The following is a 20,321-nucleotide window of genomic DNA, read 5'->3' on the forward strand; positions in this document are numbered from 1 at the left end:
AACTAATATAAGAATGCATGAAACGTGTAAACGTATAAAGACATGCGAAATAACGTGACGAAAATGGATCTGGAGCGATAATGGAACCTATATATATAGAGTTAATACAGACTCTCAAAACTCATATCGATGAAAAGAGAATCATCACTGACCCAACCTTAACCCTTGCCTACGGCACTGATGCTAGCTTTTATAGAATGGTACCTAAAATCATTCTTCAGCTCGATACTCTTGATGAAGTTGTCCTCACCATCAAAGCCTGTAATGAAAAGCAGATACCAATAACATTTCGCGCCGCAGGAACGAGTCTATCTGGACAAGCAATATCTGACTCTGTGCTTATTACCTTAACCACAAACTGGCGTAATCATAAGATCATTGATGAAGGCGAACAGATTTGGCTGCAGCCTGGTGTTATTGGTGCAGACGCTAACAAATATCTTTCCCCTTACGGGCGTATGATTGGTCCAGATCCTGCTTCTATCAATACTTGTAAAATTGGGGGAATAGCAGCAAACAATGCATCTGGTATGTGTTGTGGCACATCTAAAAATAGCTATAAAACCCTCGCAGGAATGACCGTTGTCTTGGCTGATGGTACTGTGCTCGATACTCTCGATGATAGCAGTATTGAATCTTTTAAATTTAGCCATAAAGAACTATTGTCAGACCTAACAATACTCGCCCAAGAATGTCAGAACAACTCTGATATTGCAGACAAAATACGCCATAAATATCGTCTTAAAAACACTACTGGATACAGCCTTAATTCGTTGGTAGATTATGATGACCCAATTGATATTCTTCAGCACCTACTCATCGGTTCAGAAGGTACACTCGGCTTCATCGCCGACATCACTTATAACACAGTAATCGACCACGCTTTTAAAGCATCTGGGTTGTTTCTATTCGCCGATATTGAGACCACTTGTTTCGCTGTCAGCGAATTGAGTAAAACCGATGTAGCTGCGGTTGAATTAATGGATAGCCGCTCACTCGCTTCTGTCGCCAATGAGCCGGGCATGCCTGATTTTATCGCTGAATTAGAAGCAAAAGGGAACAAAGAAGCAGCAGCCATTCTTGTGGAAATGCATGCTGTAGATGAACAAGATCTCGCGACTCAAGTCAAAGCTATTACGAGTATCATTAACCAATTTTCACCCATTGAAGCAGTAGAGTTTAGCCGTGATGCTACCGTTTGCGCTCAACTTTGGGCTATACGAAAAGGACTATTTCCCGCCGTTGGTGCGGTACGAGAAACGGGTACAACGGTAATTATCGAAGATGTTGCATTTCCATTGGCCCAACTCGCACCCGCCGTTCGAGACTTACAGAACCTATTCATTAAGCACGAATATAATGAAGCAATAATTTTTGGTCATGCGTTAGCCGGTAACCTACACTTTGTCTTTACTCAAGCCTTTGAAACCGAATCAGAAATAAACCGTTATAGTGCCTTTATGGACGACGTGGCACAACTCGTGGCAGTAGAATACAAAGGTTCACTAAAAGCAGAGCACGGCACAGGCCGAAATATGGCACCCTACGTAGAACTGGAGTGGGGCAAAGACGGCTATGAATTGATGCAAAAGATCAAACGCATCTTTGATACAACCGGTATTCTAAACCCCGGAGTCATCCTAAATAGCGATCACGAATCGCATATAAAAAACCTCAAAGAAATGCCGGCAGCCGATGAATTAATCGACAAGTGTATCGAATGTGGATTTTGTGAGCCAGTGTGCCCTTCTAGAAACCTTTCATTGACGCCAAGACAGCGAAACACTGTCTATCGTGAAATACGCCGTCTCTATAAGACTAATGAAGACCCGGCTAAACTCGCCGAAATGGAAAAAGTATTCCGCTACCAAGGTATTGATACCTGTGCCGCGACTGGGCTCTGCGGAGACCGCTGTCCAGTTGGGATTAATACCGGTGATCTCATGCGAAAACTCCGGGAAGATCACTCTTCTCTTGCCAAAACAATAGCGAGTTGGACTGCGGATCATTTCGAGGGTGTCACCTCCGCCACCAAGCTAGGATTGGGAGCAGCAAATGGTGTGCATAGCCTTATTGGAACGAACAACATGCGAGCTATCACCAAAGCGGCTCACAAACTATCAGGCAAGCGAGTACCGTTATGGACACCACATCTTCCAAGACCTGCGAAAGATATCGCTACAATTAAGATAAACTCGGTAGGCAAAGAGAAAGTAGTTTATTTCCCTAGTTGCGCGTCTCGCAATATGGGAACAGAAAAAAACGCCATAGACAGTCGACCATTAGCAGAAGTAACGATTTCGCTACTTGAAAAAGCGGGGTACGACGTAATACTCCCTGATGACGTAAAAAATCAGTGCTGTGGTATGCCGTATAAAAGTAAAGGTTTCGTTGATACCGCAAATAGCAAAATGGGTGACTTACAAGCATCACTTTGGCAGGCTTCTAAGCAAGGGGAGTATCCTATCCTTATGGACACCAGTCCATGTGCAAGCTTAAGCAAAGAAGCCCTACAAAAAGAGTTATCGATATACGAACCGTTTAAGTTTGTTGCCGAGTACGTATTGCCTCGACTAGCTATAACGCCTCAAAAAGAACCTGTAATGTTACATATTACCTGTACATCGAGAAAGAGTGGCTTAGCTGGTGTTATACAGCAGGTGACTGAAGCGTGTGCTGAAAATGTGATCATTCCTGAAGACATACAGTGTTGTGGATTTGCAGGTGACAAAGGGTTTACCAAACCGGAATTGAATGCCTCTGCGTTAGCCTCTTTAAAATCAGAAGTACCTGATAATTGTACAGAAGGTTATTCTAACAGCAGAACTTGTGAAATAGGCTTATCAGAGCATAGTGGTATCGAGTACCGCTCTATTCTTTATTTGGTAGATAAGGTTAGTTAACAACCGGTTTCATGCTATTTAGACCGATATGGATTCACTTTATTAAGCAGCCTTCAGGCTGCTTTTTTATTACATAATTGATAGGAATGGAACTAAGCTGGAATGATTGATTTCTTGTCCGTCACATCCATGCCACTGGTTAAACTTCTATTTATGGTTGATATTTGAATAAAAAATTAAATTTAAATAAATAAAACTAAAAAAATTAAAATACCTAATTGTGAGTATTTTTAATATGTTACTAAATTACAAAAATCCTAACCATTAATAGGTATTATTTACTTATACAACGTAAATAAGCTACAAACCAAATTTAAATAAAAATAACACTTAAATTTTAAATAATATATACAAATTAAAACAGATATAAAACTCGTATCTATTATCATTATTTTTGCAACACTCTGTGTCATTTGGCTATTAATCAACAAGAGCTAGAGAATTAAGTTATTGATAAATAGAATTAATTATTTAACCAAAACATAATCAACTCATAGCATTAACATAATAAACCATTATGTTACACAAAGACAACAATGCCAGCCTTTAATTACATAAGAATCAATATAGACTATCAGGTAAATAAATAACATCCGTATAAAAATAACGAAATTATAAAAATCACTATTATTAAAAATATTATTAACCCAATAAAGATAGAACACAAACTGGAGTAGTTTTAATGACCACCCTATTAATATCAGTAACACCAATAATATTACTCATCTGGATGATGACCAAAAAAAATGGCATCCCATCTCATATAGCCCTTCCTATCACAGCCTTACTGGTTGGGATATTACAATACTTCCATTTTAATACCGACTTTACCCTAATAAGTGCAAACGTTATTGCTGGCTCCCTCTCTGCTATTACCCCTATTTCAATCGTAGCTGGCGCAATATTAGTAAATAGACTCACATTCCTTTCCGGAGCTGAAGCGACGATTCGAAGCTGGCTAGAAGGTATTAGTAAAAATCAGGTAGCCCAATTGATGATCATTGGTTGGGCATTTGCCTTCATGATAGAAGGCGCGTCTGGTTTCGGTACACCAGCCGCCATTGCTGCGCCTATTTTAGTTGGATTAGGATTTCCACCGCTTAAAGTCGCCATGCTTGCACTGGTAATGAACTCTGTACCTGTCTCCTTTGGTGCTGTAGGCACACCAACTTGGTTTGGTTTTTCTAATCTTGGGTTGGATATGGAAACCCTACAAGAAGCCGGAAAGGTAAGTGCGCTTATCCATTTAATCGCTGCTTTTGTTATTCCTCCGATGGCGCTTAGATTTGTCGTGAAATGGCAAGAGATACGGAAAAACTACTTATTCGTTCTGTTAAGTACGCTCTCTTGCACCGTACCTTACTTCTTAATTGCACAGTGGAACTATGAATTCCCAGCATTAGTAGGAGGGGCGATTGGCCTATTGCTTTCCGTTCTTATTGCAAAAGCACAAATTGGTTTAGGCAAAGAAGAAGGTCAAACAGAAGATATTCAAAAAACGACAGTGACCGGTGCTCAGGTATTTAAAGCAATGACCCCAACACTGCTGCTCATTCTGATTCTCGTCGTTACGCGTATCAAGCAATTCGGTCTAAAAGCAATGCTGACTGACAATACCGAGATGTTTACTCTCTCGTTCGGTCCTTTGGGCGATTTCAGTGTTAGCAACGCTCTAATACTAAAATTAAGTCACATTTTGGGAACGGATGTGGGCTGGGCCTATAAGACATTATATGTCCCCGCTGCCATTCCTTTTCTTCTCGTGGCGCTTATTTCTATCCCAGTTTTTAACCTTCAAAGAAACGTGGTTAAACAGATGTTTGCTGAAACGGCTAATCGCATAAAGATGCCATTTATCGCACTCGTGGGCGCGTTAATAATGGTCAAGCTTATGATGACCGGAGACAGCAACTCTCCCATTATGGTAACAGGACAAGCATTTTCTGATTTAATGGGTTCAAGTTGGCAATACGTTGCAGCTTATTTGGGCGCATTAGGGGCATTTTTCTCTGGTTCGGCTACCGTATCTAACCTCACTTTTGGTGCGATTCAACAGACTATTGCTATTAACGTCGGTATTTCCCAAACCACTATTTTAGGTCTTCAATCTGTTGGAGGAGCTATGGGGAACATGGTTTGCATTAACAATATCATCGCTGTTTCTACTATCTTAGGAATAGCAAATAAGGAAGGTTACATAATTAAACGTACCGTCAAGCCTATGATCGTTTACGGTATTGTTGCGGCCATTGTAAGTACGTTCATCTAAATCCAAGCTGAGTAATGTTGCAAGAGGCCTCGACAACTGTACCTTTTAAAAACTCTCAGCGTTTCTGTTATAACTGTCGTAAATGTGCTCTATAAATAGCTTAGTTTTAACCGGTAAATGTTTGGTATAAGGATAAACAGCAAAAATACCCAAGCATTTACCTACCTGTTTATGGAGCACTTCCACAAGCGAGCCCGATTTCAAATCTTCAGCAACTAATACTTTTGGCACATAAATCAAACCTTGCCCTAACAACGCGGCACGCCTTAGTGCTGAGGCGTTGTTAGTACAAAAATTCCCTGCAACTTTTAGAGTAAATGGCTCTCTTTCCCCTTTAAACAACCATTCATCTGAACCGGTTTCCTGAAATGAATAACCTAAGCAATTGTGTTCTGTAAGATCTTGAGGGACTTTAGGAATAGTATGTTTCTCAAAGTAATTCGGCGCTCCACAAATTATCCAGTGAGCATCAACAAGTCGCCTTGCAATCAAGCTTGAATCCGGGAGTACACCTGTTCGGATTGCTAAATCATAGCCACCCGAAAGCAAATCAACAAATTGATTATCTAAGTCCATATGTACGGTAATATCAGGGAATTTTTCACTAAACTCAGCAATAGCCTGAGGTAAAATAAGCTCACCAGAAATGGTGGGGACAGTTAAACGTATCGTCCCCGAAAAGGTGTCACTTAACCCTTTTAATTCTTCTTGAGCATTTTCAACAGAAAGGTAAATTTCTCTCGCATGGCGAAAAAACACTTCTCCCGCTTCCGTAAGAGTAAGTTTCCGAGTCGTTCTAAAGATAAGTTGTACGCTTAACTCTTGTTCCAAACGAGTAATGCGTTTACTGATCACGGATTTCGTTAGACCTACTTTTTCCGCTGCTTTACTAAAAGACCCAAGCTCAATTAGATGGTAGAAAATTAGAAAATCGTCTGTATTTCTCTTCATTATTAAGGCTCTTGCAACATTTAAAGGGACCGTTGCTAAGATCTTACTAAAGAATAGATAAAGTTACCGAGATCGAACTAGGAATTAACAAAATAGAGCTCATCACACGTGCAATTAAATTCATCTAACGGAAACCAAGATTTCTCCACATTATCTAATAGAAAGAGCTGACCACTAGAATACTTGAATTCAAACTTACGTTGTTCATCATCCGTATAGGCAAGTCTTATATCGTTGGGATTAGCGCTGATTACAGAAACTTTACTTGGTTCAGCGCTCGTCACATCAATAAATTTATCAAGCGCCTCTTTAATCTGATATCGCATATCTCCTCCTGAGAATAACTTTTTAGATACTGTAAGCTATAAACATGATAAAAAACAGAATTTTAATCCATTATTTTTGAATCGTCTCTGACATTAAGTAGGATGTATAAAAAGTGTCCACCTTCCTAAACAATTATTGTTAGAAAAATTCCGGTTGTACTTGCTGCGATTTAGTAACAAGATAACGTCAATCACCCTATAACCTTCAAATCGGTTCCTAAATGACACTACGTAATATGCTTCAACTCCTGCTGCTTGCAGCCCTTTGGGGTGGTTCATTTTTGTTTATGAGAGTGTCAGCAAATGCGCTTGGACCGGCAGTATTGATTGAAGCTAGGGTAACATTAGCCGCACTTTTTTTATTGCTCGTATCATTGTTTTTAAAAAGAAAACTGCCACTGTTAAAGTACAAACGACACTTCTTAATTATTGGGTTATTTAATACCGCGCTGCCCTTTCTCTTTTTTGCTTACGCCGCACAGACACTTAATGCATCAACACTTTCTATATTAAATTCAACTGCGGCCATTTGGGGCGCGGTTATTAGCGTATTCTGGACAAAAACAGCGCTAACGAGACAGGCTTCTTTTGGATTAGTTATAGGCGTGATTGGTGTCGTCATTCTTGTTGGTTGGGATGCCGCGAGTTTAGGTTCAGAATCAATACTGCCAATCACTGCAGGGATACTAGCTGCCGTTTGTTATGGTATCGCCAGTAATTACACTAGAACGGCACCACAGATTTCATCCTTTGACAATGCACATGGAAACATGTGGGCTGCAGCTCTCATCGTCTTGCCATTGGTTTTCTTTATCCCAATCAGAGAAGTACCTACAATAGAAATCAGTCTGTCCGTTATTGCATTGGGCGTATTCAGCACAGGTGTTGCCTACTTGCTGTACTTTAACTTGGTTGCAAATGTCGGCGCAGCTTCAGCTCTTTCTGTTACTTTCCTCATTCCCGTTTTTGGTATCTTATGGGGTTACTTGATATTGGATGAACAAATAGGTTGGAACACCTTATTTGGTACACTATTGGTGCTTTCTGGCACCATGCTAGTTACCGGATTTTCCTTGCGCTCATTTGTCAATTCGAAGCTAAGAGTCGAGTGCAGCCGATAAATTGATAAAAAATCAACTTTAGGTTACAAGAGTAAGCATGACACCATATACAAAAAATTATATGCATTACATCATCAAGTTGACCTCATTGATTACGATACTTTTTTTGGTGCCGTTTGGCTTTCATCCTGCTCACAACTTGGTAGCTATAATAACGAGTCAACACACATATTTTCTGGTGTTATCAAGGATAAAAACCTTGAAGAATCTAGTGGATTAGCCATTTCTATACTGAATCCAAACACGCTATGGAGCCACAATGACAGCGGTAATACACCTTCTCTAATTGCATTTGATTTACAAGGTAAATTCAAGGCTAAAGTGGATATTAAAGGAATCGAAAATATAGATTGGGAAGATCTAGCGGCATTTAAATACAATGAAGAGAATTACCTCATTATCGCAGATACCGGTGACAATTACGCTCAACGAGACGAGTATTTTCTTCATATCATCCGAGAACCGCTGTTAACAAAAAAACATTATTTTGATCCCATTATCGTTACTCCCAACTGGAGTATCTCTTACACCTACGCAGATGGAGCTCGAGATTGCGAATCTGTCGCCGTGGACATGGTAAATGAAAAAATATTATTACTATCTAAAAGAGAGCAACAACCTATTCTTTTTGAATTACCACTTCAAAGTAATAAATCATATCCTAATGATTTGAATAGTAATAAGCAACAAATTGCAACGAGATTAGGTGCAATCCCTTCATTCCCAGAACCAGCAAATCCGGAATTTAGTTTCATTGATTTACTAGGCTACTCGACACAACCGACGGCAATGGATATCTCCAATAATGGCCGCTTTATCGCAGTACTGACCTATGACAGTGCGTTTGTATTTGAAACGAATGGCAGCACCGATTGGCTTTCCATACTTTCATCGCTACCAACAAGATACGAACTACCATCGTTAAAACAAGCCGAGTCATTAGCATTTGGGTCTGACAGCGGCAGCCTTTACGTCACTACTGAAAAACTACCCGCCCCCATCATAGAAATCCCAATCAAATTATAAATTCCACTAAACCACGTTTTGAAAACAGAAAGCATCACCACCACCTAGCTAGATAAACTTCAACATGCAAAATAAAGATTGCTAGGTGGCTGTTTATTTAAAATGAATATAAGATGAACCAAGTTTCTAAACCATTACTTATATTTTATTGATAATGAATATTGAACACTTAAGATTATTTGTTCGAATCGCCGCAACGAATAATATCAGCCAAGCAGGGCAAGAACTCGGCTTATCACCTGCTGTTGCAAGTGCCCATGTAAATAAGCTGGAAGAAGGACTAGGCGTGCGCCTGGTTCATCGTACGACTAGAAAGGTATCATTGACTGAAGAAGGTATCGACTTTCTCCCTCATGCAGAAGAAGTACTCGCAACCATTGAAGCCGCAAGAGCATCTGTTGGTGTAGGCAATGCATTACCTCAAGGCACTTTGCGGATAACAGCGCCAGCGTCATTTGGCCGAATGCACTTACTGCCAGCACTGAAAGAGTTTTTGGCTTTACACCCTCGCCTTTCTATCGATTTGCGTCTAACCGATTCTATTGTCGATCTCGTTGAAGGTGGCTTCGATATTGCTATTCGAAATGCGGAACTAAAAGATTCAAGCTTGATTGCTCGTAAACTGGCACCGGACAATCGTATCATTTGCGCTTCACCCGACTACCTAGCAAATAACGGTCAGCCTAGTTATCCCGAAGATCTTCGTGCGCATCACTGCATAAACCTAATGGGTTTAGAAAACTGGTTATTCGAAACACCCAATGGAGCACTCAATATAAAGACAAAAGGCAATTTACGGACCGACCATGGTGAAGCAGTAAGAGACGCTTGTATTCAGGGGTTGGGTATAGCAATGGCAGCAACTTGGAGTGTATATAAACAACTTGAAAGTGGTGAGTTGGTCCAGATTCTAAAAGAATATCCTTTAGATTCAGACTCTGGAATTTGGGCCGTTTACCCAAGTTCACGTTTACTGGCACCGAAGGTTAGAGCCTTTATTGATTATTTCGCTGACTACTATGGAAATCCGCCCTATTGGGACAAAACCGTTTAGGATAAAAGGCTAATCAGAGTGTCGAATGGATTTCAATATCAAAATATTAGAATAGTGGTCGGTAATTGATAATTAACAGACAACGATAAACGGTTTATAGAAATAATATACAACCTGCCCATTTTTCGAGTAATAGGCAGAAGATCAAGTTAACACTTGTGCTTTTAAACTCTATTAAATACTTGCGTAAGTTCGTAAGCAAGCTTCCCGACAAAGTTTTCAAAACATTGTAAAAATTAGTACCACACCACAATTTCAAACACTTCCAATTTCCACTGCTATAAAAAAATGATATTTAACACCCACTATTTGACTGACAATAACACAAAAGAGAAATTTGGATGAAACATCAGCTTATCGTTACCTCTCTACTCCTTGCAGCGTCCTCAGTGGCTAGCGCGAATGTGCAATTTTCTAATCCCGGAGACGAGTTAGGTGAGCCGTCAAAATATCAACAATACGAAAATATTCTCTCTGCGTCTGAGCTTCAAATTTCAGACCCTGAAGGTAAAAAAGGCAACAAAGAATACTTTGCATTAGATAACGACTATGCAGGCATCGTTAATAGCAACTTCTACGTGAATAAGTCTACAGAAGCCCTTGTTTTCACGATGAAAAATGACCACCTTCGCAATGAGTTACGAGTGCAAAAGAATTTCCGCACTGACTTACCTAGCGAATTTTACAAATTAAGCTCCGAAGTAGAGATCATCAATCCAGAAGAGTCAATGAAGGACTCGGATTCAAAGCAAGACGAAATTACTTTCTTACAAGTACACAATAAAGGCTTGGATGATTTGGGAACTCACAATGTTCCTCATCCACTATTACGAGTTGTATGGAAACGAGACAAAGATGGTATACAAGGTCATTTTTGGGCGATTGTTAAAAACAACGCCGTCATCTGTAAGGGGACGTTCGGGAAAAAAATAAAGACAAAGAAATGTGCAAGTCTGAAGTGGCGTATTCTCAAGTTGACTTAGGCAAAGCGCCTACCGGAAAATCAACGGACTTCGATATTACTGTGGGTAACAAAATATTAGCGATCGATGTTAACGGTGAACGTAAGATGGAAAAAGACATCGACTACTGGCGTCACCTACTGACTTACTTCAAAGCAGGTGTTTATAACCAATTTACCAATGGCCAAAGTGAAGCTCACTTCTATAAACTAGAGTACACCGCACTTAAGAATTAACGGCTCTCCAGTATCGAATGTCAAAAACTCTGCAGCCTAGTGATTGTTATCGCAAAGGCTGCTTTTCTACATTGCCTACCAAAATTCCATCTTCGTTCAGTCCACAAGAACTAAATCCCCTAAAATATATAAGTGTAAATAAATTACATTTATGACAATTTAGTGAACAATAAAATAGATCTTGATCACATTAATTAAGTGTTATATTGTTGTTACAAGATATTTAGGTAATTAAATTACAAGAGGACGTCATTATGTTAACCATTATCAAAAATTTATTTATCCCACAAAAAGATTATGCAGGACGCAATATAGATAATGTCATTGTGCGTCTCGCCTTACAATCAGGGACTGACATTCACGCTTGGTCTTACATTACAGAACAATCTGTTTATGAAAATACCATCAGTGGTATGCGCATTTATCCCCATGAAGTAACGAAACACGCAGCGTAAAAGTCGGAGTCAATTATCATCTATTCCTTAACAAGACGAAGCCCATGTGGTAACGCGTCTCCAAAGGCGCGTTTTGACTCTGACTCATCCATTTCTTTCACTTCCTGTACCAATTCTATCCATGCTAACGGTGCTTTACTGCGCTGTAGTTTGCTCACTACCTGTTGACTAAAATCATCTGAAATATCAAACAATCTATCTCCCGTTTTACGACACATCATCACCACGGCGAAACCAATTATGGGTTCTTTAGTCCAATTCTGCTCTAGTAGAGTGGGTAACCATTGCTCTACCTGTTCACGGGGCAATACAGAATGCTGGCTGCCATACATCAATTGACGTGCCGCTATTCGGCCTAATGCCCACCAGTGAGCCTGAGCATGCTGCGCTTCACTTACCGCTTTATTCATAAACCACTTAGCCATCAATACCTTATCTTCAACATGCAAGTGTTCTAACGAAGCGCCGAGACGTACCATCGCTTCATAACTTTTTTCTTGCGCTTCTTTGGCAACCTTGGGGTTACGTAACGAACCAGGGTGTAAGTATTTTACAATGTCAGACGCAATGGCTTCTTGTTGATCGGAATTAAGACCGCCGGAAATTCTTCTCCAAAATACCCACCAATCACTCCAGCCCTGATGATTCTGATATTGAATGCCTTGCGAATAGAGTGACCACATCTGTTCTATACGCCAATCGTCGGTTGGGTCACCAAACCCCGGCCTTAGGGCATAGCCAGAGAGTCTAAGCCAGTTTTTTTCATGTTGTTCTGAACGACGACGTCGTTTTCTTCCTTTCGAAAAGGCGTCGAATACGTGACGTGAAGTCGAAAAGTTCCAATCAGCTCGCTTACCTAATTTTTGTTCGAGTTCTTTAACTAATGTTTTTATTGTTTTCGGATCAGCATTTTTTTTGTTACCACTATACGCCGTAGCAATCAGATCTAAGGAGACTTGCAACTTAGGCGATAATGTTTCCGACTCTTGGGTAACATCCGCTTGTTTTCTTATCTCAAACTCCACTGCCCAACGTGTTTCTGCATCATCAGTACTAACGCATTCTAATTGCAGCGTACCTACTTCAGTCAATTTGCAAGCTAATTGAACTTCTACCCGCTGTTTCTGATTTGCATGCAGCTCGTCTGTGCTTTCTATGCGATCTAGAGTTGTAATATAAGGAGGTAGCGGAGTAAAAATATCCGTGTTTACCTTGTACATTGCTCCATTTAAGGCTGGTTTGTTATCACTCAGCTTGTCATGTATCGACGTTAACAGATTAAACCGAACTGGCTCACCAAGCGTTAGAGAAAATTTACGTCCAGACAATCGAATTTCTTGTCCTTCTTCTATACCTTTGGACAGCAGACAGATGGCATTACCAAAGCCTTTTTTCTCAGCTAAATGCAAGAAATAGGAACGGGCAGAGCCACCACCAATCTTTAACTGCGCTCCGCGGCGTGCTTTACCAAAAGCTACCGCCCCCAATGCGACAGCAAGGTCTGGATGAGGATTGTCCAGCACAGTAACGGGGCTTCCTCGCCAGTTACTCAGTATGGTTGTCACTTGTTCAGTTACTAGTTCACTATTAAAAACGCCTCCATTAAGCAAGACTCCGACAGGGACCACTGTTTCTTCGACCTGTTGGTTATCAGAGGCGGCAAGTCCAAGTGCATTTCTGGCAACGGATTGATGCTGAGAAATAAATTCAGCAATATGCTTGGTCACCGCTGGATCGGCGACATAAGGGAGACCGAATTCAATAACCGCTCTACGTCTTTTATCTGGCAAATCGGTTATCTGTACCTGAGGAAAGAAACCTTCTAAGGCGATGTTATGTACTTCCTGCTTAGACAGTGCCACGCTTTTGGTGCCACCAATAAGTTTAGACCCACTACCAAGCATGGTTATCTTTACTTGATCTTGTTCTGTTTTACTAAGCAGCTGCTCTTTTGCCTTTCGTGTTTGTTGAATCAACTTTGAAAGGCTCGATGCATTCAGTTTTTTGTCTTTATTAAATCGCTGCTCTGCAACATGCGCAAGCGCGAGATCTAGGTTGTCACCCCCTAGCATAAGGTGCTCACCAACCCCAATACGGTTTAAGGCTAACTCATCATCGACATGTTGGGCTTCAATTAAACTTAAATCGGTCGTCCCTCCGCCTACATCACATACCAATATGAGCGGAACATCGGTCAACTCGGTTTTTGCTGACTCAGCATGACGCGCATACCAGTCGTAACAAACCGCTTGAGGCTCTTCCAATAACGCTATTTTACTTAACCCAGCTAACTTAGCAGCCTGAAGAGTAAGTTTCCGAGCACTTTCATCAAACGAGGCCGGAACAGTAACAACTACTTCTTGGTTTTCTAAAACATTAATTGGGTTATGGTAGTTCCAAGCCTGCCGTACATGGTTAAGATAACTGGCTGTGGCAACAACAGGAGAAACCTTATCTACATCTGTACTCGCTACCCATGGCAGAATGTCAGATTCTCTATCTACTGCCTGATGCGACAACCAACTTTTCGCACTTGAAACTTGTCTTCCTTCAACCTTTGCGCCTAGTTCTCTGGCCCACTCGCCGATAATCGCGGCATTGGTATCTCCCTCCACAGGAAAATTTTCCCATGGTAATACCATGTCATTAGTGGATATTTGTTCTTTGGCAGGATGAAATCGAAAAGAAGGTAACAAAGGCTTACGGCTCACTTCTCCCGGAGCGACAAGTTGGTCAATATCAAAAATAGATATCGGTGATTCTTTTAGTTGATCAGTGATTTCACTGTAAGCGACAACAATATTTGTCGTGCCTAAATCGATACCGACCAAATAACGAGCAGAAGCCATGATTTATCCTTTTTGTATACCTTTTCAAACTTAAAGCTGTTCAGTTAAGGTTCTAACCGAACAGCCTTATGTAATAAGGGGGCTAACCAGTTTAGCCAGCTTTATACTTCACGCACGTCAAATTCAACATGCCATTTTTGCCCGTTGTCGGTCGCAATCGCTTCTAAATAGAGTGTACCCAATTCCGTAACTCTAGCGGCAAGCGAGACAGGAACAATCTCTCCGGAGTTGCGCCCTTCAGAGGCCTGAAGTGTTACTTGGATCTCTGGAAGTTCTTCTAATTCTTCTGGCTTCCAGTAATCTAAATGAGTACCAGCTTGATCATCTCGTCGAGTGGTTGAACCATAAAACTGAAACTGAACCGGTTGGCCTATAATCAACCCAAATTCTCGGCTTTCAACCTGACAATATGATCCTTCTTCCATTCCAAATGGAGCAACGCAGATGGCCTCCATCGGGGGCTCCATTCCCGGAATCGCAGGCATAGAACTTTCAATACCAACATAGTAACTACTTGCTATACCTCCGCGAATGCGCACACCAGTGCCTTGTCTAACGACACCATAATATGCCGCACCATTTGCAACAGCGAGGTCAAGATCTAAACCGCTGAGTTTTTTGGCTACTTGGCTATTATTACTTTCAGGGGAATTTATTTGTTCAGCGTTACTTGCTTGCTCAAGCCATGAGTTAATCGTTGCAGTAAGACGCTCTTCAAGCAAAGTTGATTTTAACACCCCACCGTTGAACAAGATGGCCGTGGGCTTAATAAAATCGAGAGCCGGTTGTTCACCAAACATACCGCTAAACACATCTTGCGTTGCATTACTCTGTTTACATAAGAAGGCAGCGATATGGCGAGTAATTCCAGCATCTTGCGCATAAGGTAGCCCCATATGAGTCAATGCGCTACGCGCTTTTTGAACGGGATGCTCATGTACTTGAACCATAGGGAAAAATCCATCAACCAATGTTTGTTGGACTTCTTCTTTCGTCAACTCAGTTTTTAGCGTTGTACCGAGTAACTTTGATCCACGACTGGGAATAACGATAGGAACAGAGTGTGTTTCACTATCATTAAGCAAGGCTTCTTTTGCATCTCGACACGCTTGTGTGATCGCCTGAATTTGCCATGGTTGAAGATCTTTACCTTCTTGAGCCATCTTCATCTTAATGCGATAAGCAAGGGCGAGATCCATATTGTCTCCCCCCAAAAGAATGTGCTCACCAACCGCGACACGGTTGAGATTTAGATTACCTTCTTCTTCTGTTACAGCGACCAAAGATAAATCCGTTGTACCACCACCAATATCCACGACTAAAACAACATCACCAACGTCAACTTCATTTCGCCATTGGTCATTGCTGTTATTTATCCAGCTATATAAAGCCGCTTGTGGTTCTTCAAGTAAGGTTAAATGCTCAAAACCAACATTTCTCGCGGCTTCTGCAGTCAATTCTCTTGCTGCTGGGTCAAAAGAGGCAGGTACGGTAATGGTAAGATCTTGTGCTTCTAACCTATGCTCAGGATTTTTAAAATTCCATGCATCTTTCAAATGTTCTAGATACAACTCTGTCGCTCTTAGCGGTGAGATTTTCGCAACTTCTTCAGGGCTACCTTGAGGAAGAAATGCATCGTGACGATTGACACCTCCGTGACACAACCAAGATTTTGCACTCGCCACAAGGCGAATCGGTGTTTTGGCCCCAAGATTTCGAGCCACTGCACCCACTAACGCATTTGGTGTGGTTGTCCATGGAAGCACTCGCGAACCTTCGCCCATTTCATATTCAGATGGTTGGTACACAAAAGAACCTAATTGTGTTCGGTCTTCAACCTGACCCGGTCCAACTAATTGAGGAACAGTAAAAACCTGTACAGACGCATCTTCATTATTCAATTCAACATAAGACAAAACACAATGAGTTGTCCCTAAGTCAATACCCACACTGAATTTAGAATTAATGTTGTCCATTAAAGCTCTACCTCAGCTGGCGCGATAATCGAAGCATCATAGTTTTCAGACAACTTAGGCAGGTTCAGTTTATCGGCTTTCCAACCTTTATGAATAAGTGTTCCGCTAAATGGCGCGCTTCCAGTCACATTACCAACTAAGCGAATAGCTTGAGAATTAAAGCCTTCATTGATCGTAATACGAGTCTCTTCTTCTTCATTTTGTATATGGGAAAGTACGACATATTCAGACAACACTTTTTGCCCACCGGAATGAATAACTCGGGCAGCAGCACCCACTTCATCATCGGAAAAACCGGTTAAATCTTCTTTAAGGAAATCAATCAATCTTGCTTCTTTTTGCATAATTGAGAGCAGCTGCATTGCAGAATCCGTACTTGCGGTTTTTAACTTTGATTCTACCTCAACTACCTTTTCTACCACTTTCTCAACTTCTACTATTTTTTCTACTTCAATTATTTTCTCTACTGGTTTCTCTACTTCAACAATTTTTTCGACTGGTTTTTCAACCGTTTTTTCAATCACTTGGGATTTACGGGATACAGCGATAATTAGCAGTAAAATGGAAGATGCTGCTAGTCCTGCATGCAACATATCAAATGTAGTAGGGATCAGATTTAAATCAAAAGTCATTTTTCGCTCTCTGTAAATAACAATTCTGAATGTAACGGACAGACAACGTTTATGGCCGGCTGCCTACAGTAATCAATAAATTGGGACCATTGTCTCATATTTCAAGCGTATATGGGTGACAAAATTTTGCCACAAAACTCAATCTATAAATGAAATATCTCACTGATATTGTTATGGTAATGAAATGGCAAATCACAATGGAATAAAATTGACGAAGTCAAAGTCACACGCCATCGAATTTAAAAACGTTGATAAATGGTTTGGTTCCTTTCAAGCCTTGGCCGAAATAGATCTTGCGGTAGCAGAAGGTGAAATTGTTGTTATCTGTGGCCCATCGGGATCTGGAAAATCGACATTAATTCGCTGTATCAATGGCCTAGAGCAATACGACACCGGATCAATTCATGTTCTTGGGAATGACAACCTATCCGTGCAGAAAGGCCAAGTTGGTATGGTGTTTCAGCATTTTAATCTGTTCCCACACTTAACCGTCCTAGACAATCTCACTTTAGCACCCATTCGGACCTTGAAGCTTTCAAAAAAGAAGCCGAAGAGCGTGCGATGCATTTTCTAAATCGGGTTCACATTGCCGAACAAGCAGATAAGTTCCCAATACAACTCTCAGGTGGACAACAACAGCGCGTTGCGATTGCTCGCTCTCTATGTATGATGCCCTCGATAATGTTATTTGATGAACCTACTTCAGCTCTCGATCCAGAGATGATCAACGAAGTTTTGGACGTTATGATTGAGCTTGCAAAAGAAGGCATGACGATGGTGTGCGTTACCCATGAAATGGGCTTTGCCAAGAAGGTGGCCGATCGCGTCATTTTTATGGATGAAGGGAGACTTATAGAAATAGCCCCGCCTGAACAATTATTTAGTTCACCCCAAAAAAAGCGAACTCGTACGTTCTTAAACCAAATATTAAGTCATTAATATGAAGAGTATTCTCAAGCCTGTTTTATCTGCTATGCTTCAAATTGTTCTGTTACTTGCAGGTATTATCTGGCTATTAAATAGCGGTGCCGATTCCATGGGTTACCGCTGGCAGTGGGAACGGATCCCAGACTTCTTGTTTTTTTACGAAGATGGAGAGTGGTGGTCAGCTGAATTAATAGATGGACTATCGGTTACTATACGAATTTCATTGCTCAGCTTATTGGCGACTTTAGTGATAGGATTAACCACTGCGCTGCTCCGATTATCTGACTCGATAGTCGGCCGAGCTCTCGCTCGTAGTTATATTGAGTTGATACGTAATACCCCTTTATTGGTTCAAATTTACTTACTCTATTTTATCTTTGGCCCGGTAATTGGACTGGACAGATTTTCAACGGCTATTTTGGCGTTGGCACTATTTCAAGGGGCTTATACCGCTGAGATTTTTAGAGCCGGACTAAACAGCATTTCAACTGGTCAATTTGAAGCTGCTCGATCATTAGGGCTTTCCTCGTTAGACACCTATCGTGATGTTATTTTGCCACAGGTTATTCAGAGGACGTTGCCACCGCTAACTAATGAGGTTGTGTCGCTTATCAAAAATTCATCAATTGTGAGTGTCATGGCTATTTTTGACTTAACGACAGAGGGCCGCAATATCGTATCGGAGACAGCAATGCCTTTTGAAATATGGTTCACTGTCGCCGCTATCTATTTAATCTTAACCCTTTCACTTTCCGCTTTTTCCGCAAGGTTAGAACATAAACTAGGTGCTCAGTGGAGAACGCTATAATGGACAAGCACCAATAATATGGAGAAGAAAAATGAGACTTTTAAAAACAGCAATGTTCCTATTGCTCGGATCGTTAATATCGCTACCTTCAGTAGCGGACAACTCGAATGTAGAGAAAATCAATGAGCGCGGTACACTGCGTGTTGGCATGTCTACTTTTGTACCTTGGGCAATGCGAGACAAACAAGGTGAATTAATAGGATTTGAAATCGATGTAGCTAAACGACTGGCCGAAGATTCTGGCTGGAAGGTAGAATTTGTACCCACAGCTTGGGACGGTATTATTCCAGCTCTGTTAGCCAAAAAATTTGATGTCATTATCGGTGGGATGTCCATTACACCTGAGCGTGCAAAAAGCGTTCTGTTTACTGAGCCTTACTCACACTCAGGAGTTCAGGTTGCGGCAAACAAAGCGCTTGCAGATGGCTATGATAAATTTAGCGACTTTAATTCCCGCAAAGTTAAAATTGCAGCACGACGTGGTGCATTCACAGTACAGGTGGCACGCGAAACATTCCCAAAAGCTAAAATTCTTCAATTTGATGATGACGCGCAAGCATTCCAAGAAGTTCTAAATGGTAATGCCCATGCTGTTATCGCTTCTAGCCCAAAACCTGAACATGAAGTAATCAACCACAATGATGTGCTCTTTTTGCCTTTCAGCGAACGACTTTCTAAAGGTAACGAGGCATTTGCAGTGCGCCTAGACGAAGAAGATAAAAAAGCCTTCTTTGATAAATGGATCAGAGATCGTACTGAAGATGGTTGGCTTTCTGAGCGTTATGAATATTGGTTTGCAACACTAGATTGGCAAAAAGAAGTGGCCCAAGGACAATAGATTATGGCCTGCTAATAATAGCATTGGTCTAATGAAACAAGTGAAATAAGATCGATGGAGCAGTATTAACGCAATGAGACTTTCGAAAACTCAGCGCTTACAAAAATTAAACCGATTGGATTATTTTCTGCTCGGTTTAATTACCTTGGCCGCTGTCTGGCTTTATTACCGTTCATCGATTGGTGTGAACTACCATTGGAACTGGAGTGCAGCCATTGATCTTATTTTTACTCCAAGAGCAAATGGTGACATTCCCTATTTTTTTCAAGGGGTTGTTTCAACCCTACGTCTTAGCATTTGGGGCGTTATTTTTGCTCTCATTCTTGGGGTACTATTGGGCATCGCTCGACGCTCTACATTATCGATTTTGCGTGCACCAGCCATTGCCTATATTCAGCTGATTCGAAACATTCCACCGCTGGTTTTTATTTTTATATTTTATTTTTTCATCTCCAATCAACTTATCCCTTTACTTGGACTAGAAGCCGTACTTCGAGAACACTCAGGCAATATTAACCCCTTTCAAGAGCTGTTGTTTGGCAAAGCCAACCTATGGGAAAACTTACTGTCTGGCGTTCTTTGTGTGGGGTTATTATCTGCAGCCTACATTGCGGAAGTCGTGCGAGCAGGTTTAGAGAGTATAGAAAAAGGTCAGTGGGAAGCAGCAGATGCATTAGGATTATCTACATGGTCTAAATATCGGTATGTTATCGCCCCTCAAGTAACCAGTATCATTACCCCACCATTAGCTGGGCAGGCCATTTCGTTGGTAAAAGATTCGTCTATTGTGGCACTGATTTCAATTCAAGAACTTACCTTCGTTGGAACAGAAATGGCGAATTCTTCTGGATTGATTTTTGAGATATGGTTATTAGTCGGCTTATCTTATTTTCTACTCTGCTTCGGCCTTTCGCTACTATTTTCTAAGTTAGAAGACAACAGCCGCAAACATTTACAAAAATAGCAGAATTGGCCTATAGTGAGCACA

Annotated in this window: 14 protein-coding genes and 2 pseudogenes; 11 read left to right on the top strand and 5 right to left on the bottom strand. The window is 41.0% G+C overall.

All coding sequences use genetic code 11. From position 1 onward, the window contains the following. The first annotated feature begins 80 nt into the window (after positions 1–80). A complete protein-coding gene (locus PGX00_RS17815; protein WP_272139092.1) occupies positions 81–2,903 on the top strand; it encodes an FAD-binding and (Fe-S)-binding domain-containing protein in 2,823 nt (940 codons plus the stop codon). 682 nt (positions 2,904–3,585) lie between these two features. Next, complete coding sequence (locus PGX00_RS17820; protein WP_272139093.1) at positions 3,586–5,172, top strand: L-lactate permease; 1,587 nt, start codon at positions 3,586–3,588, stop codon at positions 5,170–5,172. 45 nt (positions 5,173–5,217) lie between these two features. Here the strand turns inward: PGX00_RS17820 and PGX00_RS17825 are convergent, their stop codons facing one another. Further along, the gene (locus PGX00_RS17825; RefSeq protein ID WP_272139094.1) at positions 5,218–6,123 is read right to left on the bottom strand and encodes a LysR family transcriptional regulator; all 906 of its coding nucleotides are present in this window, start codon (positions 6,121–6,123) and stop codon (positions 5,218–5,220) included. A gap of 77 nt (positions 6,124–6,200) precedes the next feature. Then, positions 6,201–6,449: a hypothetical protein gene (locus PGX00_RS17830; protein WP_272139096.1), complete on the bottom strand. Its 249-nt coding sequence runs from the start codon at positions 6,447–6,449 to the stop codon at positions 6,201–6,203. A gap of 221 nt (positions 6,450–6,670) precedes the next feature. Between PGX00_RS17830 and PGX00_RS17835 the strand changes: the two genes are divergently transcribed. The 5 genes and pseudogenes from PGX00_RS17835 (at position 6,671) to PGX00_RS17860 (ending at position 11,303) form a co-directional block, all read left to right on the top strand. Then, positions 6,671–7,570 (top strand): DMT family transporter, encoded by a 900-nt coding sequence (locus PGX00_RS17835; RefSeq protein ID WP_272139099.1) that lies wholly within the window; start codon positions 6,671–6,673, stop codon positions 7,568–7,570. Between the two features lie 321 nt (positions 7,571–7,891). Beyond that, a complete protein-coding gene (locus PGX00_RS17840) occupies positions 7,892–8,596 on the top strand; it encodes a hypothetical protein (protein ID WP_272139101.1) in 705 nt (234 codons plus the stop codon). 154 nt (positions 8,597–8,750) lie between these two features. Then, positions 8,751–9,650, top strand: a complete 900-nt coding sequence (locus PGX00_RS17845) for a LysR family transcriptional regulator (protein WP_272139103.1) — start codon at positions 8,751–8,753, stop codon at positions 9,648–9,650. A gap of 341 nt (positions 9,651–9,991) precedes the next feature. Next, a pseudogene (locus PGX00_RS17850) lies at positions 9,992–10,848 on the top strand (polysaccharide lyase family 7 protein). 254 nt (positions 10,849–11,102) lie between these two features. Further along, positions 11,103–11,303, top strand: a complete 201-nt coding sequence (locus tag PGX00_RS17860; protein ID WP_272139109.1) for a hypothetical protein — start codon at positions 11,103–11,105, stop codon at positions 11,301–11,303. A 20-nt stretch (positions 11,304–11,323) separates the two neighbouring features. Here the strand turns inward: PGX00_RS17860 and PGX00_RS17865 are convergent, their stop codons facing one another. From PGX00_RS17865 to PGX00_RS17875, 3 genes are all read right to left on the bottom strand, one after another. Beyond that, a complete protein-coding gene (locus PGX00_RS17865) occupies positions 11,324–14,152 on the bottom strand; it encodes an Hsp70 family protein (protein ID WP_272139112.1) in 2,829 nt (942 codons plus the stop codon). Positions 14,153–14,253: 101 nt separating this feature from the next. Beyond that, positions 14,254–16,128: an Hsp70 family protein gene (locus tag PGX00_RS17870; RefSeq protein ID WP_272139114.1), complete on the bottom strand. Its 1,875-nt coding sequence runs from the start codon at positions 16,126–16,128 to the stop codon at positions 14,254–14,256. After that, positions 16,128–16,760 (bottom strand): DUF2760 domain-containing protein, encoded by a 633-nt coding sequence (locus tag PGX00_RS17875; RefSeq protein WP_272139116.1) that lies wholly within the window; start codon positions 16,758–16,760, stop codon positions 16,128–16,130. The genes PGX00_RS17870 and PGX00_RS17875 overlap by 1 nt, the downstream gene beginning before the upstream one ends. A 184-nt stretch (positions 16,761–16,944) precedes the next feature. On the opposite strand from PGX00_RS17875, the pseudogene PGX00_RS17880 reads away from it, so the two are divergent. The 4 genes and pseudogenes from PGX00_RS17880 to PGX00_RS17895 all read left to right on the top strand — a co-directional run bounded on the left by PGX00_RS17880 (position 16,945) and on the right by PGX00_RS17895 (position 20,297). Further along, positions 16,945–17,699, top strand: a pseudogene (locus tag PGX00_RS17880) (amino acid ABC transporter ATP-binding protein). Between the two features lies 1 nt (position 17,700). After that, positions 17,701–18,495, top strand: coding sequence for an amino acid ABC transporter permease (locus PGX00_RS17885; protein WP_272139118.1), 795 nt, complete (start codon positions 17,701–17,703; stop codon positions 18,493–18,495). A 31-nt stretch (positions 18,496–18,526) separates the two neighbouring features. Beyond that, on the top strand, positions 18,527–19,333 hold the full coding sequence (locus PGX00_RS17890; protein ID WP_272139120.1) for a transporter substrate-binding domain-containing protein: 807 nt from the start codon (positions 18,527–18,529) through the stop codon (positions 19,331–19,333). Between the two features lie 73 nt (positions 19,334–19,406). Beyond that, the gene (locus tag PGX00_RS17895; protein WP_272139122.1) at positions 19,407–20,297 is read left to right on the top strand and encodes an amino acid ABC transporter permease; all 891 of its coding nucleotides are present in this window, start codon (positions 19,407–19,409) and stop codon (positions 20,295–20,297) included. The last annotated feature ends 24 nt before the right edge of the window (positions 20,298–20,321 follow it).

The organism is Vibrio algarum (genome assembly GCF_028204155.1).
GTDB classification, from domain to species: Bacteria; Pseudomonadota; Gammaproteobacteria; order Enterobacterales; family Vibrionaceae; genus Vibrio; species Vibrio algarum.